Source organism: Pseudomonas sp. H3_E07 (genome assembly GCF_054668895.1).
On record NZ_CP162795.1, the window covers coordinates 6,043,464 to 6,067,958 of the forward strand.

General features: G+C 59.3%; 20 protein-coding genes. 4 read left to right on the forward strand and 16 right to left on the reverse strand.

The genetic code is table 11. The annotated features are described in order from the left end of the window. Positions 1-7: 7 nt before the first annotated feature. From AB4O08_RS27970 to AB4O08_RS27985, 4 genes are all read right to left on the reverse strand, one after another. Positions 8-376 carry an AprI/Inh family metalloprotease inhibitor gene (locus AB4O08_RS27970; protein WP_010210526.1) on the reverse strand — a complete coding sequence of 123 codons (369 nt, stop codon included), beginning with the start codon at positions 374-376 and terminating at the stop codon, positions 8-10. Positions 377-425: 49 nt separating this feature from the next. Continuing rightward, positions 426-1,859 carry a serralysin family metalloprotease gene (locus AB4O08_RS27975; RefSeq protein WP_010210527.1) on the reverse strand — a complete coding sequence of 478 codons (1,434 nt, stop codon included), beginning with the start codon at positions 1,857-1,859 and terminating at the stop codon, positions 426-428. 366 nt (positions 1,860-2,225) lie between these two features. Continuing rightward, complete coding sequence (locus tag AB4O08_RS27980; RefSeq protein ID WP_021493180.1) at positions 2,226-3,329, reverse strand: DmpA family aminopeptidase; 1,104 nt, start codon at positions 3,327-3,329, stop codon at positions 2,226-2,228. A gap of 9 nt (positions 3,330-3,338) precedes the next feature. Then, positions 3,339-4,703 (reverse strand): APC family permease, encoded by a 1,365-nt coding sequence (locus tag AB4O08_RS27985; RefSeq protein ID WP_460114603.1) that lies wholly within the window; start codon positions 4,701-4,703, stop codon positions 3,339-3,341. Between the two features lie 200 nt (positions 4,704-4,903). On the opposite strand from AB4O08_RS27985, the gene AB4O08_RS27990 reads away from it, so the two are divergent. After that, positions 4,904-5,689: a helix-turn-helix transcriptional regulator gene (locus AB4O08_RS27990; RefSeq protein ID WP_010210532.1), complete on the forward strand. Its 786-nt coding sequence runs from the start codon at positions 4,904-4,906 to the stop codon at positions 5,687-5,689. A gap of 132 nt (positions 5,690-5,821) precedes the next feature. Here AB4O08_RS27990 and AB4O08_RS27995 read toward each other — a convergent pair whose 3' ends face one another. Genes AB4O08_RS27995 through AB4O08_RS28010 form a run of 4 tightly spaced genes read right to left on the reverse strand, consistent with a single transcriptional unit; the run spans position 5,822 to position 9,595 of the window. Further along, the gene (locus AB4O08_RS27995; RefSeq protein ID WP_187516785.1) at positions 5,822-6,901 is read right to left on the reverse strand and encodes a polyamine ABC transporter substrate-binding protein; all 1,080 of its coding nucleotides are present in this window, start codon (positions 6,899-6,901) and stop codon (positions 5,822-5,824) included. Between the two features lie 60 nt (positions 6,902-6,961). Continuing rightward, positions 6,962-7,303 (reverse strand): cupin domain-containing protein, encoded by a 342-nt coding sequence (locus tag AB4O08_RS28000; RefSeq protein ID WP_010210534.1) that lies wholly within the window; start codon positions 7,301-7,303, stop codon positions 6,962-6,964. Between the two features lie 26 nt (positions 7,304-7,329). Beyond that, the gene (locus AB4O08_RS28005; RefSeq protein ID WP_021493183.1) at positions 7,330-8,736 is read right to left on the reverse strand and encodes an NAD(P)/FAD-dependent oxidoreductase; all 1,407 of its coding nucleotides are present in this window, start codon (positions 8,734-8,736) and stop codon (positions 7,330-7,332) included. A gap of 49 nt (positions 8,737-8,785) precedes the next feature. Further along, positions 8,786-9,595: a helix-turn-helix transcriptional regulator gene (locus tag AB4O08_RS28010; protein WP_187516782.1), complete on the reverse strand. Its 810-nt coding sequence runs from the start codon at positions 9,593-9,595 to the stop codon at positions 8,786-8,788. 257 nt (positions 9,596-9,852) lie between these two features. Here AB4O08_RS28010 and AB4O08_RS28015 point away from each other — a divergent pair, with 257 nt between their 5' ends. After that, positions 9,853-10,125, forward strand: a complete 273-nt coding sequence (locus AB4O08_RS28015; RefSeq protein ID WP_010210537.1) for a DUF1652 domain-containing protein — start codon at positions 9,853-9,855, stop codon at positions 10,123-10,125. Between the two features lie 37 nt (positions 10,126-10,162). Here AB4O08_RS28015 and AB4O08_RS28020 read toward each other — a convergent pair whose 3' ends face one another. Continuing rightward, a complete protein-coding gene (locus AB4O08_RS28020; RefSeq protein ID WP_106119243.1) occupies positions 10,163-12,610 on the reverse strand; it encodes a UvrD-helicase domain-containing protein in 2,448 nt (815 codons plus the stop codon). Positions 12,611-12,828: 218 nt separating this feature from the next. On the opposite strand from AB4O08_RS28020, the gene AB4O08_RS28025 reads away from it, so the two are divergent. Further along, the gene (locus AB4O08_RS28025; RefSeq protein WP_010210541.1) at positions 12,829-13,524 is read left to right on the forward strand and encodes a pirin family protein; all 696 of its coding nucleotides are present in this window, start codon (positions 12,829-12,831) and stop codon (positions 13,522-13,524) included. A gap of 64 nt (positions 13,525-13,588) precedes the next feature. Here the strand turns inward: AB4O08_RS28025 and pgm are convergent, their stop codons facing one another. The 4 genes from pgm to AB4O08_RS28045 all read right to left on the reverse strand — a co-directional run bounded on the left by pgm (position 13,589) and on the right by AB4O08_RS28045 (position 19,880). Continuing rightward, positions 13,589-15,232: a phosphoglucomutase (alpha-D-glucose-1,6-bisphosphate-dependent) gene (pgm, locus tag AB4O08_RS28030; protein ID WP_042571162.1), complete on the reverse strand. Its 1,644-nt coding sequence runs from the start codon at positions 15,230-15,232 to the stop codon at positions 13,589-13,591. Between the two features lie 107 nt (positions 15,233-15,339). After that, positions 15,340-16,746, reverse strand: coding sequence for an aminotransferase-like domain-containing protein (locus AB4O08_RS28035; protein WP_010210543.1), 1,407 nt, complete (start codon positions 16,744-16,746; stop codon positions 15,340-15,342). After that, positions 16,743-18,152, reverse strand: a complete 1,410-nt coding sequence (locus tag AB4O08_RS28040; RefSeq protein WP_029529148.1) for a hypothetical protein — start codon at positions 18,150-18,152, stop codon at positions 16,743-16,745. Before AB4O08_RS28040 ends, AB4O08_RS28035 begins: the two co-directional genes overlap by 4 nt. 705 nt (positions 18,153-18,857) lie before the next feature. After that, complete coding sequence (locus tag AB4O08_RS28045) at positions 18,858-19,880, reverse strand: zinc-dependent alcohol dehydrogenase family protein (protein WP_010210545.1); 1,023 nt, start codon at positions 19,878-19,880, stop codon at positions 18,858-18,860. A gap of 247 nt (positions 19,881-20,127) precedes the next feature. Between AB4O08_RS28045 and AB4O08_RS28050 the strand changes: the two genes are divergently transcribed. Then, a complete protein-coding gene (locus AB4O08_RS28050; protein WP_010210548.1) occupies positions 20,128-21,042 on the forward strand; it encodes a LysR family transcriptional regulator in 915 nt (304 codons plus the stop codon). A gap of 831 nt (positions 21,043-21,873) precedes the next feature. Here the strand turns inward: AB4O08_RS28050 and AB4O08_RS28055 are convergent. From AB4O08_RS28055 to galB, 3 genes are read right to left on the reverse strand one after another with little or no spacing between them, the layout of a single operon-like run. Next, complete coding sequence (locus AB4O08_RS28055) at positions 21,874-22,962, reverse strand: 4-oxalomesaconate tautomerase (RefSeq protein ID WP_176332034.1); 1,089 nt, start codon at positions 22,960-22,962, stop codon at positions 21,874-21,876. A gap of 2 nt (positions 22,963-22,964) precedes the next feature. Continuing rightward, a complete protein-coding gene (locus AB4O08_RS28060; protein WP_041064221.1) occupies positions 22,965-23,681 on the reverse strand; it encodes a 4-carboxy-4-hydroxy-2-oxoadipate aldolase/oxaloacetate decarboxylase in 717 nt (238 codons plus the stop codon). Then, the gene (gene galB / locus AB4O08_RS28065; protein WP_041064224.1) at positions 23,678-24,412 is read right to left on the reverse strand and encodes a 4-oxalmesaconate hydratase; all 735 of its coding nucleotides are present in this window, start codon (positions 24,410-24,412) and stop codon (positions 23,678-23,680) included. Before galB ends, AB4O08_RS28060 begins: the two co-directional genes overlap by 4 nt. Positions 24,413-24,495 lie beyond the last annotated feature (83 nt).

Consider the following 24,495-nt stretch of genomic DNA (forward strand, 5'->3'; position numbering starts at 1 on the left):
ACGGCAACTAAGGTGCGCGTTGCAATACAACTTCAAGACCGGTGGGTGTGCGACCGGTATATTCACCCTCTTTCTGCCGATTGAGGTGAGTAATGCCGCTGCCTTCGGCGTTCATCAGCCAGATGCCATCCGGCGTCGGCGACCAGGTCAGGGGTTTATCACCGAGCCACTGCGCCACACAGGCCACATCGCCAGCCAAGGCATTCGCCTGCTCCAGCAGGTCCAGCGCACACACCTGATCGTGTTGATGCAATTGCCAGTGGCCCGCCAATTGGGCGGTGGTGGGTAATACAAGACTGCTCGCCATTGCGTGGGCTCCTGCCGACACGAACATCACCTGCAATACGCCGGTGATCATTTTGAAAAAACGCTGCATGTTCACGCTCCATCGGTAAAGCGCGGCGCCGAAGCGCCGCGCCCGTGCATCACGCCACGATGTCGCTGACCGCAGCCTGGCCGACGGTGGTGACGAGGAAGTCCGCCACGCCGTGACCGGAGAAGTCCACTGCCAAGGTGCCCAGGTTGGTGCCTGCGGCGTAGGTCAGCACAGCGTCGCCGGCATGCCCGGTGAAGGCATTGACGAAGGTCAGGCCTGCGCCCTTGGTGATGCCGGACAGGTCGATCTTGTCGGAACCGGAGGCAAAGTCAAAGATCTTGTCCGCCGCCCCAGGCTTGGAGTCGGAACTGGCACCGAACACAAAGGTGTCACTGCCCGCGCCGCCCCACAGCTGGTCCGCTCCGCCGCCGCCGTAGATGAGGTCGTTGCCGGCCCCGCCTTTGATCACGTTGGCCGCGTTGTTACCAATGATCAAGTCATTGCCGGCGCCGCCGAAAGCGTTCTCGATGGTCACGCCCTTGGCGATGGACACGTTGCCCACCAGGCCGCCCACGTCGGAGAACGACGCTTCATTGAGGTTGATCTTCTGGTTCTGGGTGAAGCCGGAGAAGTCCAGGGTGTCGTTGCCGCCACCGTCCCACACCGAGAACACCAGCTTGTCGGCGTTTGACGTTGCGCTAAGGAAATCACGCCCGGTGTTGGAGTTGAACCCGTAGGTGGTGTCGCTGGCACGGGTGCTGTAGTTGGCGCCGTAGAGCTTCTGGATCGCCGCAATGTCGTCGATCAGCGGGCCGGAAGCGTAAGCTTCGACGCCGCCTTTGCTGAAGTTCTGATTGGTATTGCTCTCGCTCCAGTAGCTCATCAGGCTGTAGCCACGCGTGTCCTGTCCATAGGTCGCGTCGTTGTAGGTCGGGTTGCCATTCCCGGCGTTGTAGTCGCCAGGGTGAGCCAGGCCCAGGGTGTGGCCGATTTCGTGGGTGAGGGTCTGCCGGCCGTAGTTGTTCAGGTCCGGGGTCTTGTTCGGCGTGTAGCTGTTGTTGGTCAGGTACCACGACGTGCCATCGTAGCCTGCGCCGGTGCCGGGCAGGTAGGCGAAGGCCGCTGCGCCGTCCTGGCCGCTGCTGTAGTTGCCGAAGGTCATGTGCCCGTCACCGCCGGTGGCTTTCTCGGTGAAGGTGACCTTGGCTACGTCCGCCCAGGATTGCATGGCCAGTACGGCCTGTGCTTTCTGCTGTGCGTTGAACTGGCTGAAGCCCGAGATGCCATGTTTGTTCATGGTGCTCGAAGAGGCCGAGGTCAGGAAGGTGTAGGTCAGGTCGATCTTGCCGTTGCCGTCAAAGTCCCGGTACGCGGCGCCGTCGCGCAGCAGCTGGGTGGCTGCCTGATCAACGGTGTAGGAGGGTTTGCCATTGACCGTGAGGTTGCCGCCACGGTCGTACAGATGGCTGAAGCTATCGATTTGCGAGTAAGCGGTGCTGGCTTGCGCCGCCGATACGATAGCCTTGTCTTTTACTTTTGACATAAACGTACTTCCTTGTGTGCAAGTGCATCAGTCTTTTTTTGATAGGAACCTCGCGGGCGAGATCGTCCTATCACTCGCCTCTTTTGAAGGCGTAAGAAAACTGACACAACTTGAAATCTTTCGTCTACATCTTTTCCAGCGGCAAAACCTGACTCATCATCAACCCAAATAAAGTTCCGCGCCGTGTTTGCTGGGTTAACTTGGGTTTGCCCGCCGAAAACCCACCTCCACTTATTTAAATATTAAATAGCACTAACGCCGCTCAACTAGAGCGGCGCTGTTAATTGTGGATCCAATATATTGGCAGGGTGTCATTGGCAACATTAAACAGCCACTACTTGAATTAATAACTTAAGGTGCCCCCGATTACCGGGACACACTCCACCCCGTCTTGTGCAAGGCCGCCAACAGCGTTTCACCCTCCAGTCCGGGCACCAGGACACCTTGATCGGTGAGCATGTCCTCTCCGGCCAAGATCGCATTGATGATGGCCTCTTCCACCGCCTCCGCCGCAGCGCTGAACAGCGGCGAAATATGGTCGTTATTGACCATCTGCAACGCGCTGCTGAAAGGCAGGCCCTTGCGCCCGTAATCCGCCGCCGGCAAATCGCGGTTACCGGTGGCAAAGGCCAGGAACAGATCGCCGCTGGAATCCTCGGTACCGCCGCCGGTACGTGCAATGCCGATGGACGCGCGTTGCGCCAGGCGCTGGCATTGGTGCGGCAACAACGGCGCGTCGGTAGCAAGGATCACCACGATCGAGCCCATGCCTGGCGTACCCTGTTCGGCAAAGGGCGACGCAATCTCCATCAACCGGCGCCCCACCGGATAGCCATCCACCCGCAGTTCCTGGCGCTTGCCATGGTTGGCCTGCACCAGCACGCCGACGGTCCAACCGCCCTGCTCTGCCGGCAAGCATCGCGAAGCCGTGCCAATGCCGCCTTTGAACTCATGGCAGATCATGCCGGTTCCGCCGCCGACTGCGCCTTCCTGCACCGGACCGGTTTCGGCGTTGTCCACGGCTTCACGCACATGCTCGGGGCCGACGTGCTGACCCCAGATGTCATTGAGCAGACCGTCATAGGTTTCCATCACCACCGGCATGCACCAGTACACCGCCGGGTCCGCCACGCGTTCGCGCTCCAGGGCGATCAGGCTGTCGCGCACAACGCCAATGCTGTGGGTGTTGGTGATGGCCAGCGGCGTGGTCAACAGCCCTGCTTCGTTGATCCACTCAAGGCCGGTGGCATCACCATTGCCATTGAGCACGTGATAGCCGGCAAAGCACGGTTGCTGGCGCGCCTCGCCAGCGCGCGGTTGGATCACACTGACGCCGGTACGCACGTGCTTGCCGTCGACAAGCGTCTTGATCGTGCTGTGGCCGACCCGGATTCCCGGCACATCGGTGATGGCGTTCCACTCACCGGGCGTGCCCAGTCCCAACGTGATGCCCAATTGACGTGCGCGCATAACCACTCCTTACAATTTCTGGAAGACCGGACTCAACCGGCCACTGATGCAATACAGAATCACCGACAGGGCCAGCAAGCCGACAATGATCATGATGTCGCGGATCGAGGCCGCCGCCACCAAGGTGACCAATAGATAGCCCGCGCCCAGTACCGCGACCAACGCCGGCAGGGGCCACAGCGGCATGCGATAGGGATGCTCGCGATCACGCAGCAGCACCCGGCTCATCAACGCACTCAACGCCACCACCAGGTACACCAGCATGATCAGCAAGACGCTGAACGAGGTCAGGTCGGCCAGGTTGGAGCTGAAACTGAGCAGCGCCGAAGGAATCGCCAGGAACAGCGTAGCCAACCACGGCGAATCCCAGCGCGGGTGAATGCGAGTGAACAGTTTGTTGATGCTCGGCGTCCACAGCGCATCGCGGCCGCTGCTGAACACTACGCGGCCGATCTGGATCACGATGGCGACGATGGCATTGAACACCGACAGGAAGATCCCGGCGCTGACCAACCGCGAGAGGGTTTCATTGCCGTGGCTGGTCAACAGATAGCCGATAGGGTCCGGGCTGCTGATCATTTCACTGAGCGACGGCGCGCCGATCAACAACGCGGTGATGGGCACCAGTTCGATGATCACCACCAGCCCCAGGGACCACAGCACCGCCTTGTGCACGCCTTTGCCGCCGCACTTCATGTCCTCGGCAAGCAACACCGCCGGACCATAGCCATTGTAGGAAAACAGACCGATGCCCACCGCGCCGATCACCAGGGCCCAGGGCGCCAGGTGCAGCACGCCGTTTTCGACGATCTGCGGCTGGAACAGCACGCTGGCCGGTTGCACCGGGTTGCCGAAACCGATCACCACGATCACCAGCAGCGCCGCCACTTCAAGCAGCAGGCAGGTGCCGGTGATCCAGGCATTCAGCTTGATATTGAGGATGCCCAGGGCGTAGCTGCACACCACGATCACCAGCGCCACGGTTTGCGAGTCAAACTTCGTGCCCAGCGCGTTGTTCAGGTAAGTCGCGGCTCCCGTGGCGAGTACCGGCGGGATAAACAGCAACATCACCAGCACGGTCAGGAACGTCGCATAACCCGCCGTGCCACCAAACACGCGCTTGGCGTACACATACTCGCCCCCGGCGCTGTTGTGTGCACGGCCCAGCTCGGCGTAGCAAAAGGCAAACATCAAGGCAAGCAGACCGGCCATCACGAACGCCAGGAACACCCCGCTACCCGCCTGCTGGATGGCAAAGGGCGCAATCACAAACACGGAACTGGCCGGCGTCACCGCCGATACGGTAATGGCGACTACATCGAAGACACTCAAGGTGGGTTTCAGCACGCCATCGGGCGTGGGGGAAGTGCTCATATCGTTATCCTCTGTCGTTGTTCTTGGTGTGAGGCAGAAACGAAAAGTCTGATGAGTCACGGGCTATGTTTCCCGCTGAATGATGGCGACGATAAACGCGACGTTCATATCAGCCAATTCCCCTATTGGCGTACTCCCCTTGACGCCACCCGGCAAAAGCCGAACCCTTGGCCGATGTTTTGTGGGTGGGAGCCTGTCACATGAGCCTGTTTCGCGAAGTCGGCATGCACGCCGGCCTGGGCCGCACCGTCGCGCACATCGGCACCGAGCGCTTCTGGAAACAGCTGGTGTTGTTGCTGCACCAGTGCCTGCCCTTCGATAACGCCCTGGCGATCTTCTACCCATTGGAGGGGCCGCCCCAGGCCCTCGAAGAATACGACGCCCAGCCCAGCAGCAAACCAGCGTCGATGCTGGTGTACCTCAATGGCTTGTATTTGCTCGACCCCTTTTTCCAGGCCTGCCGTGAGGGGTATGCCAGCGGTGTGTATCGCCTGGAGGAAGTGGCGCCGGACCACTTTCGCCAGAGTGAATACTTCCTCAATTACTTCCACGACAACGTGCTGGAAGACGAGGTGCAGTTCATTCTGCAATTGCCGGGTGCGGGGACCTTATCGCTGTCGCTGGGCATGCAGCGACGCTTCAGCCTTGAAGAGACCGGGCTGATGACCACCGTGGCGGCCTGGGTACTGCCGTTGATGCAGCAGCACTGGCAGCAAAGCACCCAGCGAGCGCCGGCGATGGACAGCCAGATCAGGGATGCATTGAGTCAGTTTGGCTGCGGCGTGCTATCGGAGCGCGAATTGGAAATCGCCCGCCTGGTGCTGCGCGGGTTCTCGTCCAAGGCCATGGCTGAGCGCCTGAACATCTCGCCGGATACGGTGAAGGTGCACCGTCGGCATTTGTACGCGAAGCTGGATATCTCATCACAGCCGGAGCTGTTTTCGTTGTTTATCCAGTCGTTGGGGCATGACCTGGAAAACCCCTGAGCCCGAGGTTGTACTCGGTTTAAATGTGGAAGCGGGCTTGCCCGCGAATGCAGTACACCAGTCGCCCGATCTATTGACTGACATTCCGTATTCGCGGGCAAGCCCGCACCCACAGGGGGGCGGGCGTCGCACTTACTTACCGGTGCGAATGGTGTTCCACACGCGCGTGCGCACCCGGTCGATATTCAGCGGCATGGCTTCCAGCGCGAACAGCTTGCCCATCATCTCGGGGCTCGGGTAGATCTTGGTGTCGGCCTTGATCGCCGGGTCCACCAGGCTGTCGGCGGCCTGGTTGCCGTTGGCGTAATGCACGTAGTTGGTGATGCTGGCCATCACTTGCGGGCGCAACAGGTAGTTCATGAACGCATAGCCAGCTTTCTCGTTGGGCGCATCGGCGGGCATGGCGACCATGTCGAACCAGATCGCGGCGCCTTCCTTGGGAATGTTGTAGCCGATGTTCACGCCGTTCTTGGCTTCTTTGGCACGGCTTTCAGCCTGCAGGATGTCGCCGGAGAACCCAACCGCCACGCAGATATCGCCGTTTGCCAGGTCCGCGGTGTATTTCGAGGAATGGAAGTACGCCACATAAGGCCTGACTTTCATCAGCAGGTCTTCCGCTTTCTTGTAGTCCTCGGGCTTCTTGCTGTGGTGCGGCAAGCCCAGGTAGTTGAGCGCGGCCGGCAGCAGCTCCGGGCCGTTATCCAGAATCGCCACCCCGCATTTCTGCAGCTTGGCCATGTTCTCCGGCTTGAAGATCAAGTCCCAGGAATCGACCGGCGCGTTGTCACCCAAGACCGCCTTGACCTTATCGATGTTGTAGCCGATGCCGGTGCTGCCCCACAGGTACGGGAAGCCATGGGCATTGCCCGGATCGTTGTTTTCCAGGGCCTTGAGCAGCACCGGGTTGAGGTTCTTCCAGTTGGACAACTGGCTCTTGTCGAGCTTCTTCAACGCGCCGCCCTGGATCTGCCGGGCCATGAAATGGTTGGACGGGAACACCACGTCGTAGCCGGATTGACCGGTCATCAACTTGCCGTCCAGGGTTTCATTGCTGTCGTACACATCGTAGGTGAAACCGATGCCGGTTTCTTTCTGGAAGTTCTTGGTGGTGTCCGGCGCAATGTAGTCCGACCAGTTGTAGATTTTCACCGTCTCGGCGGCCTGGCCGATAGAGGCCACCAACATCAAGGGCAACAGGGCAATGGCTTTCATGGTTCGATTTCCTGGCGGTTTTAGGGCTGTTTTTATGGCAGGCGATCAAGGATCAAAGCGTTACAGAATCAACACGTAGGTCTTGCGCACGGTCTCCTGGATATCCCAGATACCGGTGCTGTTGGCCGGCAACATCAGTGCATCACCGGCTTCTATGTGGACGACTTCACCGTTGTCAGGGGTAAAGGTGCAGCGGCCCTGGATAAAGTGACAAAACTCCTGGGATTTGATCTGTCGACGCCAGACGCCTGGGGTGCATTCCCAGATGCCGGTCTCGACACCGTCGTTGCGCTCGACGCTCAGGGTCGAGGCCACGGCGATGGGCTCACCCAGGGGCACGGCGACGGGCGACGAGTCCGGCAGGTGGGCGTTCAGCGTGTCTTTGAATTGAGTGATGCTCATGGGTTTTCCCGTGTAAGTGAAACGACTTAGTGCATGAAACCTTCCATGAACCCGGCCACGCCGGTCGCCAGCTTGCGGCGCCAAGGGGCGGTATTGGGGTTGGCCAACACCTGGTCTTCATGGACGAAACTGCGAATGATCGCGTTGTAGCCCAGCCAGCGGCAGGGTTCGGGTTCCCAGGGCTTGAGTGCGTCCAGGCCACGGTCGCGGATCACCCAGGGTTGATGGATCAGCGCAGTGTCGCGGCCCAGGATCAGGTCGGCCAGGGTGCGGCCACCCAGGTTGGTGGCGCCGACGCCCTCGCCGCCATACCCGCCCGAGAGCGCGATGCCGGTTTTGTGGTCGCACAGCATGTGCGGTCGGAAATTGCGCGACATGCCCAGGTTGCCGCCCCAGGAATGGGTAATGTTCACGTGCTTGAGCTGTGGGAAAAGCTCACCGAACAGGTAGCGACGCAGCTCGACCTCGCTGTCAGTCAGATCGAAGTCGTGGCGCAGCTTCCCGGCAAACTGGTAACCGCCACGGGCGCCGAACACCAGGCGGTTGTCCGCCGTACGCTGGCCATAGGTAACCTGGCGGCTGCTTTCGCCAAAGGCTTGGCCATGGCTCAGGCCGATTGCCTCCCAGGTACTGGCCGGCAACGGCTCGGTGGCGACGATCAAGCTTTGCACCGGCAGTTGGTAACGGCCCAAAAGCGGCAAGGTGTTGGCATAGCCCTCCACTGCCGGCACCACCCAGGCAGCACGAACACTGGCCTTGGCCGTGCGCACACTGCCCGACTGCCAGTGCGTGGCCGGGCTGTTTTCGTAGATCGTCACGCCCATGCGCTCGACCACCCGCGCCAGCCCGCGCACCAGCTTGGCGGGGTTGATAGTCGCTACGTGCGGCGCATAGATACCGCCATAAGGCTTGGCGATGCGAATCTGTTCGGCCAGTTGTGGCGGACTGAGCCAGCGATAGTCGGCTTCGGTCAGGCCCTGGGCGTAGAGCTTGTCCAAGTAGCGACGCAGGCTGACTTCCTGCTCAGGGTAACGCGCGGCGCAGTAAAGGGCGCCGCCCTTGCGGTAGTCGCAGTCGATGCCTTCACGCGCCAGCACCTGGGCCACTTCATCGGGGATGGCATGCAGCAGGTCAAACGAGGCGCGGCGTTGTTCTGGCCTCAGGCCGGCCAACAGGCGGTCTTCACCCAGCACGTTACCCATCAACCAGCCACCGTTACGTCCGGAGGCACCAAAGCCGGCGGTCTGGGCTTCGATGATCGCGATGTTCAGTTCGGGCGCCTGGCGTTTCAGGTAGTACGCGGTCCACAGCCCCGTATAGCCGGCGCCGATAATGGCCACGTTGACGTCCAGGTCATGTTCCAGCGACGGCCGCGCGTGCAGCGGCTCGTCCAACTGGTCCATCCATAAGCTGATGTTGCGCCATGCCGGCATGCCGGGATCCCCTACCTCGTTTCGATAGGTTGGATCCTAGAGCGCGGTGTCAGGGCCTGTCTTGCGCGCGTGCACGCAGGGAAATTTGTTTGACGTAGGCCTTGGGCGACTGGCCGGTGTGCTGGCGGAACGCGCTGTAGAACGCCGACAGCGAGTTGAAACCCGCGGCGAATGCCAGATCGTCGACCTTTATCGGCGGGACGGCCTTGTCCAGCGCCGCCAGCAAGTGCTGGAGCCTGGCCTGGTTGACGTAGCGATAGAAGCTTTGCCCCAGCACCTGGTTCAGCAGGTAGGAAATCTGATTGCGGCTGTAGCCACATTCCTTTGAAACCCGCTGCAGGTCCAGTTCCGGGTCCAGGTAGGGTTGTTTGTGCTGGAAGTACTGCTGCAGGTCATTGGCCATGTGCCCCAACTGCTGGGGCGACAAGCCCAGGCGGCTGACCGAAGGCCGCGCGGCCTGGGCGGGCTGCTCATGCACCAGGGACGCGTATTCATTGACCCGCCAGATCAGCCCGTCACGTACCGTGATGGCTTCGCTGGTGCGGAATGACACCAGCCCGTGACCGCCACGCAAGGTGATGCGGTACTGGATGAACGCGGTGTCGCCATCGGCGCGGATGCGATCACTGTGCTCGATCGCTTCGTCGGCCTCACGCGGCATGCTGGCTTGCAGGTATTCACGCAACTCGGCGTAACCGACGACACGGTTCTGGAAAAAGTCGTGGTACTGGATGTCCGGATGGTAGTAGGACATTACGCCCTCCAGGTCCCGACGGCGCCAACACAGGTGGTGGCGTAGCACCAGCTCGCGTGTGGCGTGGGATTGCTGGGAATCATCGTCTGGAGCGATGTCAGGCATGGAGGGCTCTGCGGCGGGTAAACCGTGAAGATTGCCGAATTTTGCCGGAGTCTTCAATGGCCAGTGGGCTCTTCTGACTAATGGCCTATTGCCCAACCTCAAGCAGGACATGACCTGTATCAACCTAACGCAAAACAACCGCCAGACGGGGTCGAAAAAGTCACCTTGCGATTACGAACGGATGCTATTTTGAATGCTTGAACGCCATGACCAGTGAAGGTCATGGCCCCCCTGCCACGAGCTAAAGGAAGCGCTCTATGAACAAGGTGGGCAACATGAACAAAGTGACGTTCCCCAACGCCTGCCAGTTGATGCGCTGGCATTTCCATCCGATGGGCTTTGAGGGCAGCATGGATGCGCCCGGCAGCATGATCGTTCGATTGTTCAACCGCGCCAGCGGCGAGACGCTGATCGCCATCGCCGGCATCCCCTGCGCCACAGTAATGAATGCCGCCGATGTGGAACGCATCATCGAAGCGGTGGAGGATGAGCTGGAGTCGTTTGTGCCGCCGCAGTCCCTGAGGGCCTGACTCGCAAGCCCGCTCACAGGCTAGCTGCGGTGCACCCTCAGTTGCGTTGATCATCGAAGAAGGCTTTTTTGCCATCCACCCGCTCCGACGCCTTGGGCACATTCACTGCCTGGCCTTCGGGCTTTTCCACGTACCAATAGCAATGGCTCACGGCGCGGGTGATGCCCACATAGGCCAGGCGCAGCACTTCGTCCTTTTGCGCATTGTCATAGGGCTCGCTGTCGCCAGCATTGCCCAGGCCCGCCATCCGGTATACTTGGTTTTTATACGGCGAGCTGGTGACATGCTGGCAATCCCCAAGCATAAACACCGCGTCCGCCTGCAGGCCCTTCGCACTGTGATAGGTCAATTGCTTCAGCCTGCGTGCCTGGGGCGGCAAGCTAGAATCCACATTAACTACAGAGCTAATATGCTCTTGAATCAATGATTTATCGCTACTTTTTCGATAAAGCATCAAGATCGAATCGCCCTTCTGGTAATGCTCCGACAGCTGCCGACCCAATGCCGCGTCGTCCCGTTCCAGCACCTTGACCGGTACCAAGGCCTGGGGCGCGCCACTGGCCTTGGCTTTCTTGCCAGGAATCGCCGGTGCGGCGCGCACGATGTGCTCGGCCGCATCAATGATGTGTTGGTGACTGCGGTAGTTCTCGCCCAGCATCACGCGGGTAGTAGACGGCGATGGGAACTCCTTGTCGAAGGCCATGAAGTACTTGGGCGAACTGCCCCGCCAGCCATAGATCGACTGCCAGTCATCCCCTACACACAGCAACGATGAGCGCTGGGCGCCGCGCCCGATATGCATCGCAGGGCCACGGCTGCGGATCTCGCGCAGGCTGGCGCGGATCCACGAGACAATCTGCGGCGAAACGTCCTGGAACTCGTCGATCATCAGGTGCGACAGCGGCCGCAGCAGCGGATCACTGAGCAGCTTGAGGTTTTCCGGGGTGTTTTCGCCGAACAGCGAGAACATCCGGTTATAGGTCATGATCGGTGGCGATTGGTCCAGCAGGTGATCTTCCAAGGCCTTCCAGAAGATGCTCAAGGCTTCAAAGAAGAAGCGGTCCGGGTCATCCTTGGCAAAGCTCATCTGCCCGACAGCAGTGGGTACGTCCAGGCCGAGGTTCTCGATAAATCCGGCGGCCGCGACGAAACTGTCCAGCAGCGGCGCTGACGCCAACTCGCCTTTGACCTTGTAATCAAAGCCGGGGCCGGCCGTGGCGTCACCGGCCACACTGCTCAGCAGACGCTTTGATGATTCATAACTATCCAACCATATCAATGGCTTATGACAGAAAGCTTGAAACAACGTGCGCTTTACCGCCCACTCTGCGCGCACCGAAAGCTTTGAGTGAGGTCGGCTGGTCTGCGGGTTTTCCCGTGAATCGAAGCCCAGCACTACCCAGGCATCCAGCTCGGGGATATAGCCATGGCAGTGAAATTGCGCGCCGTTGATTTCTATGGTCTGGCGGTTGGGTTCAATGCCCTTGATCGGCCACGCACCTGCACGGAACCACAGGTCCTCAATCACATCGCAGAGTTCTTCATCGCGCTTGGCGGCCAGCTCAGTAACAGCCACGCGTTTTTGCACATCCGGGTGATCGCGCTCCAACGCCTTTAGCTGCAGGCCGTGGCGCGCCAGCGGCGCAATCAGCTCACGGAACCGTGGGTGTTCCCTGTGCAGCCGGTGATAGCAGGCATTCATCTGCTGGCGCTGGGCTTCGTTGATACGCAGGTCGAAGGGGTTGCTGTCGGCGTCTTCAAAACCCGAGTTCAGGTTTTCGAAGGCTTGCAGGCGCTCAAAGCCCGGGAGGCTGCGCACCATGGGCAGAATGCGCGAGTGAAAGGTACGCACCACGGCTTGGGCTTCTTTCACACCCAGGGGTTGGCCCCACAGGTTGAGAATTTCCATGAGTTTGTTGATGAAGTCCTTGCGCGATTCACGGGTGAAGGTCACCACCGTCATCGAGCTCAGCTCAAAGCCCAGGTAATGGGTGAGCAGCAAAATGCGCAACACCAGCGACGTGGATTTGCCGGCACCGGCCCCGGCGATCACTGAGGTTGAAGGCGTTTCGCTGAAAATCATCTTCCATTGCGCCGCGCTGGGCTGGGCATGAGCCGGCAGCAATCGCGCAACGTCGGCCTTCATGCGTTTCTTCAGCTCGGCGGTAAGCGGCAGGCGCCAATCATCGAACAGACTGTCATCCACGCCCGGCGCTCGGTGTTCATCCGGGCGGAAGTCACGAATCAATAGCACCTGACGACCTTCCTCGATGCCCTCGGCCTTACCTTCGCGGTAGCCATACTCCACGCCCGCCTCATGCCCGCTGCGAAAACCGTCGGCCTGCCCGTGCAACCAGGAGAACCGGTGCTGGGCGCGCAGACGCGTCAGACCATGGCCAAACAGGCGTGCAGCCAAGCGTTTGAATAGCGGCATTTCAGCCAAAGGGCGCAGTTCGGGAGGAAGATCAGGCTTTTGTTGCGACACGCGGACTCCTGCGATGAGCTGGGTTCAGACAAGTGCGCCATGGTCGCCGGAATCGACGCCGAGTTCCAGCCAATTGCTTTGCAGTCATGCAGTTAGGCGATGAACTGAAAGTCAAAACCCCAGCGACCAATCTAATTAGCCGATAGGAATAAGGCAGTTTTTACGCTTTTTATCGATTATGAGCTGCAGGATCATAGAGCCATTCACAGGAGACGATCATGCTTGAACTTCGACCTTTCAAATCCCTGGGCGGCGCCCACCACGGATGGCTTGACGCTCATCACCACTTCTCGTTTGCCGAGTACCACGACCCCGAGCGCATGCACTGGGGCAACCTGCGGGTATGGAACGATGACATTATCGCGCCGGGCACTGGCTTCGCGCAGCATCCGCACCGCGACATGGAAATCATCACCTACGTGCGTGAAGGCGCGATCAGCCATGCCGACAACCTCGGCAACAAGGGTCGCACCGAAGCCGGTGATGTACAGGTGATGAGCGCAGGCACCGGGATCGCCCACAGCGAGTACAACCTGGAAGACACGCCGACCCAGATTTTCCAGATCTGGATCATTCCGAACGAGGCCGGCTTACCGCCGTCTTGGGGTGCCAAGCCGTTTCCCAAGGGTGAACGCGAGGGCTTTGTGACGCTGGCCAGTGGCAAGGCCGGGGACAGCGAGAGCTTGCGCATTCGTGCGGATGCACGGCTGGTGGCGGCGAACCTGAGGGCTGGAGAAACTGCCGAATACCGGCTGGACAACGGGCGTCGGGCGTATCTGGTGCCGGCGACCGGACTCATTGAAGTCAATGGCTTGCGTGCACAAGCTCGAGATGGTGTGGCGGTTGAAGACGAGCAGGTGTTGCGAGTGACAGCGGTTGAAGACAGCGAAATTGTGTTGGTCGACCTCGCCTGACCCTGTTGGAGCTGGGGAACGTCGAGTGCTTGCCGACGTCCCCCAAGTTCCTACACAGGATCAGTTATTGGCTGATAGCACCGTCTACCAACACCTGCGCCTCTTCCACCAATTGCTTGAGGTGATCCTCACCGATAAAGCTCTCGGCGTAGATCTTGTAGATATCCTCGGTGCCAGATGGGCGCGCGGCGAACCAGCCGTTTTCGGTCATCACCTTCAACCCGCCGATCGCTTGGTCATTGCCCGGCGCATGGCTGAGGATCTGCTGGATGCTCTCCCCGGCCAATTCGGTAGACGTGACCTGGTCCGGCGACAACTTACCCAGCAGGGCTTTCTGCGCGGGAGTAGCCTTGGCATCCACACGAATCGCGAACGGTTCGCCCAGGGCGTCCGTCAGGCCGCGGTAGATCTGGCTCGGGTCCTGGCCTTTGCGCGAGGTCATTTCCGCGGCCAACAGCGCCGGGATCAAGCCGTCTTTGTCCGTGCTCCAGACCGTGCCGTCCTTGCGCAGGAACGAAGCACCGGCGCTTTCTTCGCCACCAAAGCCCAACGAACCGTCGAACAGGCCATCGGCAAACCACTTGAAGCCTACTGGCACTTCGTACAGACGACGGCCAATGCGGGCGGCAACGCGATCGATCAAGCCGCTGCTGACGACAGTCTTGCCCACGGCGGCGTCCGCGCGCCAGTCAGGACGGTTCTGGAACAGATAGTCGATGGACACCGCCAGGTAATTGTTCGGCGCCAACAGGCCGCCGGACGGGGTGACGATGCCGTGGCGATCGTGGTCCGGGTCGCAGGCGAAGGCAACGTCGAAACGCTCCTTGAGACCAATCAGGCCTTGCATGGCGTAGCTGGAGGACGGGTCCATGCGGATCTGGCCGTCCCAGTCAACACACATGAACCGGAAAGTCGCGTCGACCTCGGTATTCACCACCTCCAGGTTCAGCCGGTAGTGTTCGGCAATCGCCGACCAGTAGCGCACCCCTGCTCCGCCCAGCGGATCCACGCCCAGGCGCAGGTCGGCGCTACGAATGGCGTCCATGTCGATCACATTGACCAGATCAGCCACATAGGTGTTGAGGTAGTCATGACGATGGGTGGTGTCAGCCTTGAGGGCCTGGGCGTGGGTGATGCGTTTGACCCCGGCCAGTTTGTTGGCCAGCAACTCATTGGCCTTGGCTTCGATCCACTTGGTGACGTGGGTGTCGGCCGGGCCACCATTGGGCGGGTTGTACTTGTATCCGCCACTCTGCGGCGGGTTGTGCGACGGCGTGATGACGATGCCGTCGGCCAGGCCGCTGGTGCGGCCACGGTTGTAGCAGATGATCGCGTGGGAAATCGCCGGCGTCGGCGTGTACTCATCGCCCTCAGCCAGCATCACGTGCACGCCATTGGCGGCCAGCACTTCCAGCGCGCTGGCACCGGCAGGTGTCGACAGTGCGTGGGTGTCCAGCCCCACAAACAGCGGGCCGTTGATGCCTTGGGCTTCGCGGTACAGGCAGATAGCCTGGCTGATGGCGAGTACATGCCATTCGTTGAAGCTCAGTTCAAACGAGTTGCCACGGTGGCCGGAGGTACCGAACGCCACGCGTTGGGTGGAGATTGCTGCATCAGGCTGGCCAGTGTAGTAGGCCGTGACCAGTCGCGGGATATCCACCAGCAACTGGGCTGGCGCCGGCTTGCCCGCAAAAGGACTGATTGTCATGCATAAACCTCGGAAAGAAGGATTCGGGAAAAAAACGGCAGTTTACTGAGTGTTGGACTGCTTCGCGACGTTATCGATCCTACAACAGTCAAAGAAACTTCACGCAATCATCCCATCTGTGCCTGACGCAATGCTTCGCTTAGCGCCGCCAGGACGACATTCAGGTCCGGTTGCCCCTGAAAGGTGTGGCTCAGGCGCAAATGCTGCTGATGCAGGCCATTGACACTGAACAGTTCGCCGGGGGCAATCACCACTTGCTGGGAAAGCAGGCGCTGGAATACCTGGCGCATATCGACGGTTCTTATGGAGCGCAACCAGAACGCTGCGCCGGCAGCTGGCGCACGGTAGGTCATTTGGTCGCTCAGGTCCCGGTCCAGGCGCTCGCACATTTCGTCCGCCTGCAGGCGTAACTGCAGGCGCAGCCCACGCAGGTGCTGGTCGATCCGCCCGCTGTGATAAAGGCGCGCAATGGCGCGCTGACGGATCGGTGATAAACGAAAGGAGCGCAGCAGGAAATGGCGCTGCAATTCGTTGTTCATACGCCGAGACAGCAGATAGCCATAGGGCGCTTCCGAACCCAACACTTTCTCGAAGGAGGAAAACACCATCAATCGTTCAGGGTTCACCAGCTCGCGTAGTGCAGCCTGCGGCTCGTCGAAACCCAACTCGCCAAAGGTGTCGTTTTCCAGCAGCCAGCAACCGTATTGATCGAGCAATTGTGCAAGGGCCAGGCGATCTTGGGGTGGCATGGAAACCCCGGCCGGCAAGCTGACCCTTGATGACAGCAACACCAGACGCACCGACTCAGCGCTTAACAAGTGATCGAGGTTCACCAGATCCAGTCGCCCGTCCGGTGTCCAGGGCAGCTCGATAACACGCACCCCGGCATCCTGGAGCAGGCGCAGGACCAACCAATCGCAAGGCGATTCCACAATCACCGGCGCCCCCCTCAGGCCCAATACTTCGATGAGGATGTCCAATACACCGCGCAGGTCGGGACCGATGTAGACATCATCGGCCTGCCAGCAGCGGGTGGGCGACGACGTATAGCGCGCCGCCAACGCTGCGCGCAGCTCCCAGACACCGCAAGGCTGGGACCAGGGTTGCAAATACCGCGGATATTGGCGGACGAGTTCGCGCTCCAGACGCAACAGCGTGCCATCCAGCGAGGCCAGCAGCGCGGGTTCATCTCCGCTGAGCACCACCATGCCAGGGCGCCGCGCCGCTGCGTAGAGCCGATCAAGCGGATCACCGCTGGTGCCCGCCAGCGGATTTGCCGAGAGTGGCCAGGCGTAATAACCCGATTTAGCCACCGAATAAACCCTGCCCTCTTTTTCAAGCAACGAGTAGGCATACTGGACCGTCGAGATCGACACGTTCAAGCGTCCCGCCAATTGCCGCAGGGATGGCAGTTTTACTCGTGTATCGGTACTGACTTCGTTGATCAGGTTGATCATGTAGCGATAGACCGCCTGATACGCGAAATCCGCCTGTCGTTCGCCGCGCAGCGTCATCGCCCGGACGATTGACAGGCCTGCGCGCTGCCCTCTGCCATGGTGTCAGCACTGCGCAGTTTGCCACTTGAGTAGCCCAGCGCACGCTTGCGATAGAGGTGTTGCAACAAAGGCATCGGTAAACCGCTGGTATCGGTGACCCACTGTTGCAGCATGTCGGCAGACGGTTTGCCCTGCAGGGCTTTGTGCAGTTCAGGCAAGGCCACCAGCATGCCCGGATGGCATTGTCGCAAATAGCCTTCCAGCCGTTCACCATGATGGACAAAAGGTGAAAACAACAGGCAAATCAATTGCGTCTCGTCCAAGCCAAAGAACTGTTGAGCGTAGGTGCTCGACAGGCTGCGCCCTTCACTGCTCCTCACCTGCGCGAGCAACGCCTCGGGCATATGGCGTGCGGCCTGCCGGATAAACTCTTGCACGCCCTCTTGATAATCCAGGTCCCGTAGACATTGGGCCTGCAACCCACGCAGGTGCGCCATCAGCAGGGGATTGGAATAGGAAGGATGGCTGAAGTGAAAACCCTGCGGGTCAGGCGTGAAGGCCATGAACTCGTTGAGCATGGGCGAAGATGGCAGGTCGACGTCGTCCAGCAAATCGGCAACACCAATGTAAGCCAAGTGACGATGGCCGTTCTTGCTGGGGTCGTCACTCACCCCATAGTGCTCTCCGTAGACGTCACCGTAATAAGCGGTACTCCATTCGTCCATGCGCGCGAACAGCCCGGTGAGCGACGACGGCCAAGTGTCCGAGATCGCGATACCCGCGCCGCGTGCTGTGTTCTTGAGCCAGGCAAGAAGCTGGCTTTGTTTACGCGGGGAATCGCCACTGACCAGTGCATGGACCCCGCCATCCCAGGCAGTGACGCGTTGGTAGAAATCCCCAAGCGCCAAGTAGGTATCACTGCTTAATGTGGCACGGCAGTCACCGGCGCTCAGGTGGCCGATCATCAACATGTTGCGCTGGCTGATTTCTCGCCCAATCGTAGACGCAGGTCGCAAATGGTTGAAGGGTGTCACTTCCTGGTTGTCTACCATCAGCAGCTCAACCCTTGGATCATCATGCAGAAACAGGCGCCCATAGCCCTGATTGAGGTCGTCGAGCATGCCCTGGGTCATTCCCGCATGCCGCAATGTCGCGACCCGCAAGTGAAAGGTTCGCGGGGCTCGGCCGGCGATGGTCAATTGGGCAGCCCGCAGCAAGGCCAATGTGTAGCTACTCACTTTGCCGCCACCATGGGCCACCAGCACTTTGTAACCCCCCACTTGCTCCATGCCGCCTGCCGCCACCACGATTCGCTGGACCAATAACTGGAGTGCCGTTCGCTCTGCACGAGAAAAGTGCCCGATCAGGCGTTGTAGAACTTGCTGATAAACATACGTCATAGCTTGTTCGTGAATAGTGCTCATCATTCTATTACCTGAGTTTGGATATCAGTTTCAAGCAACTGCTGACAGTATTTGCTCGACCTATTACACGTGTAAGAAATTCGCGCGCAGCCCTGTGCGCCAATGACTAGACACTAGCACCACGCAACAAAATGACATCAGGTCCATCGTATTAGGATCGCCCCCTGAAAAGGCTTAAAAACCCCGTATTTACTGGCCATCGGCAAACTGGATCGCGACCCTAGGATGTTTCCGACAAACTCTTACACATACCTGAGCAACCAGTTAAGGAAGCGTCTTACAAATAACTGCGACCAACTTTCAAACTTATTGTATTGAGGTTTTACATGGGCAAATGTATTCCCCTGGCGTCCTGCGCTTGCCGCGAGATCAGTCTCAACTACTCGCAATAGCGGTATCGGATATTCAATCATCGCTCAGTCCTTGAGATGAAAGTGAAGGCGCAATTATCAGTGCTGGAATAATGATTAATAGATACAGAACCCTGCCGAAAAGCAGTGCAGATGAATAACTACCGGCCTATAAGTCACGCGCACACAAAGACGCCGCACTGGATTTCAGGGCGGCGTGAGTGAAAAGATCAGATTTCAGGGGTTAAAGTACCCGTCTTGCAGCTGAAGGGTAACACCGCTGCAGCCTGTCAAATGGCGCTTTTGCCCCATGCGACAGGTGTAAGAAATACTTTTTTGAGAATATTCCTACAGGCTAAACAGCCTCAACCTGCAACGCAACGCGCTCGCGGCACGGGCACTCGTCCATGTAGCGATGCGCTTCCACGAACTGATTGAACGGAAACACGGTGGTTTTCAACGGTACCAGCACACGGTCGGCAGTCAGTTGGTTGATGTCCCTCAGCGCTCGCTGCAAGGCGACCTGGTCCTGGATGATGCCCAGTTCAGGCTTGCCGGTGAAATTGCCGATACAGTGCACAAAGAACTGAATGTTCTTCTGGAACGCTGCACAGGCCGGGAACGGTGTCTGGTTGCCGCCCTGCAAGCCATACAGCACCAGACTGCCACGCGGTGCGAGCACATCGCCAAGCAACGACATCTGCGGGCCGCCCAAACCGTCAAACACCACGTCAACACCACGGTTGTCGGTGAACTTGTTGATCTGCATCAGCAAGTCCTGCTCTTCGGTGACGATGACTTTCTCCGCACCGAGGGACAGCAGGTATTCACGCTCATCACTGTCTTTGGTGGCGGCAATCACCCGTATGCCCAGCGCTTTGCCCAGTTGCACAAAGGACGGCCCGGCGCAGTGACTGGCGTCCGTCACCAGGGCAAATTGCCCAGGCTTGACCCGCGCCAGATCCACGTACGCGAAGTAGGCAATCAATAGCGGCGTGTAGTGCACGCTCGCCTCGATAGGGCTCAAGACATCCGGATACCGGGTCAAGGCCGAACGGGGCAGGACGATCTGCTCGCCATACACCGGGTAATCATTGGGGCTCTCGGCCGGAAAACTGGCCACCTTATCGCCCACAGCCAAATCATCCACGCCATCGCCTACAGCGACCACGACACCGGCCATCTCATGACCAAGGCCGGACGGCAGGCGTGCATGGGAAGACGCCAGGTTCTGGCGCCACAGGATGTCATACCAGCTGATGCCAATCGCTTCGACACGCACCTGCACTTCGCCCGGTGCGGGCTGCGCGGCTGCATGCTCTTCGCATTTGAGCACCTCGGCCGGACCAAACTTGTGAAAACGGATCGTGCGGGACATCGCAAACCTCGTCAAAGTAACCTCTAATGCCATGAACTCTATCTGGGCTTTCCGGCTAAGGCCACCGGTCGCCATTAATAGTCGACATGCCTGTCATTGATTCCGCATGTGAGGGATAGACCTCAGCTATCGTAGGAAAACTCAATTATCCTGTGCAGAGTACCAGCCTTTCCCCGTAAGATTCATGCCGGCCATTGTTTACATATGGCCGCTCTCGTCAAGTTTGCTGACTCTTCCAGGACACAAGATGAACCGTAACGACCTGCGTCGTGTCGACCTTAACCTCTTGATCGTATTCGAAACCTTGATGCATGAGCGCAGTGTGACCCGCGCTGCCGAGAAATTGTTCCTCGGCCAGCCGGCCATCAGCGCGGCCTTGTCACGCCTGCGCGGGCTGTTTGATGACCCCTTGTTCGTGCGCACCGGCCGCAGCATGGAGCCATCGGCCCGGGCAGTGGAAATCTTCGCCCTGCTCTCCCCGGCGCTGGACTCTATTTCCACCGCCGTCAGCCGCGCCGCCGAGTTCGACCCGGCCACCAGCACTGCGGTGTTCCGCATCGGCCTTTCCGATGACGTTGAATTCGCGCTGCTGCCCCAACTGCTCAAACGCCTGCGCGCCGAAGCCCCCGGCATTGTGCTGGTAGTACGCCGCGTCAACTACATCCTGATGCCCGGCCTGCTGGCGTCCGGCGAAATCTCCATCGGCGTCAGCTACACCGCCGACCTGCCGGCCAACGCCAAACGCAAAGTGTTGCGCCGCAGCCTGCCCAAACTGCTGCGCGCCGACAGCGTACCGGGCTCCCTGAGCCTGGACGACTTCTGCGCCCGCCCCCATGCGCTGGTGTCGTTTGCCGGTGACTTGAGCGGGTTTATCGATGAAGAACTGGAGAAACTCGACCGCAAACGCCATGTAGTACTGGCCGTGCCGCAGTTCAACGGCCTGGGTACTTTGCTGGCAGGCACGGATATTCTGGCAACCGTGCCGGATTATGCGGCCGAGGCGCTGACCTCGGCGGGAGGCCTGCGGGCGGAGGACCCGCCGTTGCCGGTGCGCAGCTTTGAGCTGCATATGGCGTGGCGTGGGTCGCAGGATAACGATCCGGGTGAGCGGTGGTTGCGGTCACGGATTCAGATGTTTTTTGGCGACCCTGAAAGTCTTTAGGTGTCGTCGGGCAGGCTGTTCGGCTGATCATTTCTGCCTTTCCACAAACCATGGAGCTCCATTCACTTCCAGTGGATTGCTACATTGGGGGCACATCTGAGGGCATGCTTTGGATGGTTTGAAAAGGATGCCCCCAACCTAAGGTTCGACAGCCCCTTCTCGGAAAAGTCATACGCTACTGCTCGCAACCACCATCGCACGAACTGTTTTGATCAGTAGCAATAGAGTGTAGGCTCTACTCTACTAGTCTCGATGTCTGTTCTAAATCGATTGTCGTAAGCAGTGATGGCAGCTTTGGGTCGACATGAGTCAGTCGCCGTAGATGGCAGTCTAGCGATGCCGTTCAGTCGGCACAGGCAATGAGCGCGGAAATAATCCAGAGCTAAGTTAGAGCTGCTTCCAGAGCATACTGATCCACGATGTCGCCAGACTCGAAAATTCCTGTCTCTACGATTTTTTCTAGAGCATTTTCGATGTCCTGAAAACCCAATCTGACATTTTTACACACTCTGGCCCGTTAGCGACCGTACCGAGTGACATTTGCACACGATCAAAGCGGAATACTTTGGGCCATAACCCATTGAAACTACTTGTTATAGTCATGGAATTGAAACAGTCAACTGTAACAAGTCCATGAGTTCGAATCCCACCGCCTCATCCGTATTTGATACGACAAAGCCATGATTATTCAGGGCTTTGTCGTTTGTGAGGTACGCGATTGTAATCGCGGATTTCGTAAATCCTTTCCGCATGATTTGTTCGGTTTCCGCAACCAAAACTAACAACCGTGTCTACAGGATCGCTCGGTTGATCTTAATTGGAGGGTCGAATTTAACCGATTGGCCTATCACGCCATAGACCTGACGGAACGAATACGATGCCGCTGATTAAAAGTCTGGCGGTGCGCATCAACCCGCAGCCCGCTATTTTCCCATCCTTTAACCGTACTTCAACAGTAAACTCGCCCGTCGGGTGTTCGATCGACAAGCGCTTCATATCACCTTCCTCCACAACTGCCATGCCCTCCGCAACACTGCCTTCAATTAGGCTGGCAGCAGCTACACTGACGGCGCCAAACACACCAATGCTGGTGTGGCATCGATGGGGAATGAAACTGCGTGTGCTGATGGCCCCACCTATTTGCGGTGGTGCAATCAAGCACATCTTCGGCACGTTGCGCTGGCTCACATCTCCCAGGTTCATACGTCCCCCCGCTTGCAGTCGAATGGACTCCAGACGCTGTTTCAGTGAAGCATTGACGTCGAGTTGCGCAGGACTCTCATAGCCACTGCAACCAAGCTCTTGCGCGTTGATCAGCACTACGGGCATGCCGTTATCGATGCAGGTCACTTCAACGCCGTCGATCACGTCCCGGGCGCTGCCGGTCGGCAACAGGGCGCCGCAACTGGCGCCAGCGATATCCTTGAATTCGACAATCAATGGTGCGGCCTGTCCTGGCACGCCGTCGATACGCGCGTCGCCGTCATAGCGCACCTCACCATCAGAGGTTGGTACATGGGCGATGGCGATCTGTCCGGTGTTTTCCATGTAGATCCGCACTGGGGTGACGTCGGCTATCGCCGCCACCAACCCGCGCTCGATGGCGAACGGGCCGACACCGGCGAGGATGTTTCCGCAGTTCTGACCGTAATCGATGCGCGGCTCATCCACCAGCACCTGGGCGAAAAGGTAATCGACATCTGCACCCGCGCGGCTTGACGGTCTGATGATCGCCACTTTGCTGGTCAGTGAATCACCACCGCCAATGCCGTCGATCTGCCGCGCATCCGGCGAGCCCATCACCGCCAGCAACACGCGGTCTCGCAGCGCAGGCTCTTGCGGTAAATCGTCGGCCAGAAAGTAAGCGCCTTTCGACGTACCGCCGCGCATCAACAGACAGGGAATGCGGGTCTGCGCCATGCTCAGTCTCCCAGCTCTTCAAGATTGTCGACGTAACGCAAACCCTTTTCCGCCAAGCGCGCGCGCATGTTGTAGATGTCCAGACCCAGTTCGCCCTTGGCCAAGCGCAAGGCCTTCTGTTCCTCCAGGTCGGCCCGGGCGCGACTGGCTTCGACGACTTGCTGCACCTCGGTACGTCGCACGATCACAACACCATCGTCATCCGCAACCACCACATCACCCGGGTGCACCAGTTGCCCGCCGCACACCAGCGGCAGGTTGACCGAGCCCAGGGTTTCTTTGATTGTGCCTTGGGGGCTGATGGCGCGGGACCAGACCGGGAAGCCCATTTCGCGCAGGGTGTGGGTGTCGCGCACGCCCGCATCAATTACCAGCGCCCGAACGCCGTGAGCCTTGAGCGAGGTGGCCAAAAGGTCGCCGAAGTAGCCGTCTGTGCAAGGTGAACTCGGCGCAACCACCAGAATATCACCGGGCCGGCATTGTTCGACGGCCACATGGAACATCCAGTTGTCGCCCGGAGCGACGAGTACCGTGATGGCTGAACCACTGATTACCGAGCCTTGTTGAATTGGTCTGATCGAAGCCGCGAACAGTCCTTTGCGGCCTTGTGCTTCATGAATAGTCGCCACCCCGAAGCGATTCAACTCATCGACCAGCGCCGCTTCGGCCCGCTGAATATTGCGCACGACAACGCCAGTCTTGCCGATATGTTCGCTCATCCCAGATTCTCCGTGACACGCGGGAAAATACTCTGATAACCCTCGCCATAGACGATGTTGCGGGTTGAGGTGATCCCGACATTACGTTTGGCTTGCACACCGCGCTGCAGGGCAACGCGCGTGTAGTACTCCCACAAATGTTCCTGACCGGCCATGCACTGGATGGCCGCGTACTTCTTGTCCCAGACCTCCGTGATGTCGAGCAATACATCGGGGCGCCATTCGCATTGCTCGGGCTGGTGCGGCTCGAAACTGTAGACCGGCGGTGCGCCGACGATTTTCTCACCCGGTTTATAGCCTTCGGCCTGGGCGATGATGCGCGCCTCCTGCGTCAGGTTCATGGCCAGCGGGTGATCGTAGTTGTACGGGTCCTTGAGCGAGTGACTGAGGACGAACTCCGGTTGCACCCGGCGGAACACATCGGCAAGGCGGAACAAGGTTTCCTTGTCGGCGCGCATCGGGTAATCGCCGATATCGAAGAACTCGACACTGGCCCCGAGAATATCGGCGGCGGCCTGAGCCTCTTCGCGACGTGCGGCTTTGACCTTGTCTTCGCTCATCTCGCCCTTGCGCCACAGCTTGGCGGATTCGCCGCGCTCACCGAACGACAGGCAGACAATGTGAACGTGGTAACCCTGCTGGGCATGCAGAGCGATGGCGCCACCGGCACGCCAGACAAAATCGGCTGAGTGGGCGCTGACGACCAGCGCGTTTTTGGTTGAATCGATCATTGCGGATTCTCCTTTAGCGTTGCGAAAGAGCATCGCATCGCACCCCGCCGACGGAGTAATGCGTTCGAGTGTTCGAGGTATGC

Bases quoted from the DNA above. Each gene is read 5' to 3' on its own strand.
- AB4O08_RS27970 (WP_010210526.1), bottom strand. From the start codon at position 376: ATGCAGCGTTTTTTCAAAATGATCACCGGCGTATTGCAGGTGATGTTC.
- AB4O08_RS27975 (WP_010210527.1), bottom strand. From the start codon at position 1,859: ATGTCAAAAGTAAAAGACAAGGCTATCGTATCGGCGGCGCAAGCCAGC.
- AB4O08_RS27980 (WP_021493180.1), bottom strand. From the start codon at position 3,329: ATGCGCGCACGTCAATTGGGCATCACGTTGGGACTGGGCACGCCCGGT.
- AB4O08_RS27985 (WP_460114603.1), bottom strand. From the start codon at position 4,703: ATGAGCACTTCCCCCACGCCCGATGGCGTGCTGAAACCCACCTTGAGT.
- AB4O08_RS27990 (WP_010210532.1), top strand. From the start codon at position 4,904: ATGAGCCTGTTTCGCGAAGTCGGCATGCACGCCGGCCTGGGCCGCACC.
- AB4O08_RS27995 (WP_187516785.1), bottom strand. From the start codon at position 6,901: ATGAAAGCCATTGCCCTGTTGCCCTTGATGTTGGTGGCCTCTATCGGC.
- AB4O08_RS28000 (WP_010210534.1), bottom strand. From the start codon at position 7,303: ATGAGCATCACTCAATTCAAAGACACGCTGAACGCCCACCTGCCGGAC.
- AB4O08_RS28005 (WP_021493183.1), bottom strand. From the start codon at position 8,736: ATGCCGGCATGGCGCAACATCAGCTTATGGATGGACCAGTTGGACGAG.
- AB4O08_RS28010 (WP_187516782.1), bottom strand. From the start codon at position 9,595: ATGCCTGACATCGCTCCAGACGATGATTCCCAGCAATCCCACGCCACA.
- AB4O08_RS28015 (WP_010210537.1), top strand. From the start codon at position 9,853: ATGAACAAGGTGGGCAACATGAACAAAGTGACGTTCCCCAACGCCTGC.
- AB4O08_RS28025 (WP_010210541.1), top strand. From the start codon at position 12,829: ATGCTTGAACTTCGACCTTTCAAATCCCTGGGCGGCGCCCACCACGGA.
- pgm (WP_042571162.1), bottom strand. From the start codon at position 15,232: ATGACAATCAGTCCTTTTGCGGGCAAGCCGGCGCCAGCCCAGTTGCTG.
- AB4O08_RS28035 (WP_010210543.1), bottom strand. From the start codon at position 16,746: ATGACGCTGCGCGGCGAACGACAGGCGGATTTCGCGTATCAGGCGGTC.
- AB4O08_RS28040 (WP_029529148.1), bottom strand. From the start codon at position 18,152: ATGAGCACTATTCACGAACAAGCTATGACGTATGTTTATCAGCAAGTT.
- AB4O08_RS28045 (WP_010210545.1), bottom strand. From the start codon at position 19,880: ATGTCCCGCACGATCCGTTTTCACAAGTTTGGTCCGGCCGAGGTGCTC.
- AB4O08_RS28050 (WP_010210548.1), top strand. From the start codon at position 20,128: ATGAACCGTAACGACCTGCGTCGTGTCGACCTTAACCTCTTGATCGTA.
- AB4O08_RS28055 (WP_176332034.1), bottom strand. From the start codon at position 22,962: ATGGCGCAGACCCGCATTCCCTGTCTGTTGATGCGCGGCGGTACGTCG.
- AB4O08_RS28060 (WP_041064221.1), bottom strand. From the start codon at position 23,681: ATGAGCGAACATATCGGCAAGACTGGCGTTGTCGTGCGCAATATTCAG.
- galB (WP_041064224.1), bottom strand. From the start codon at position 24,412: ATGATCGATTCAACCAAAAACGCGCTGGTCGTCAGCGCCCACTCAGCC.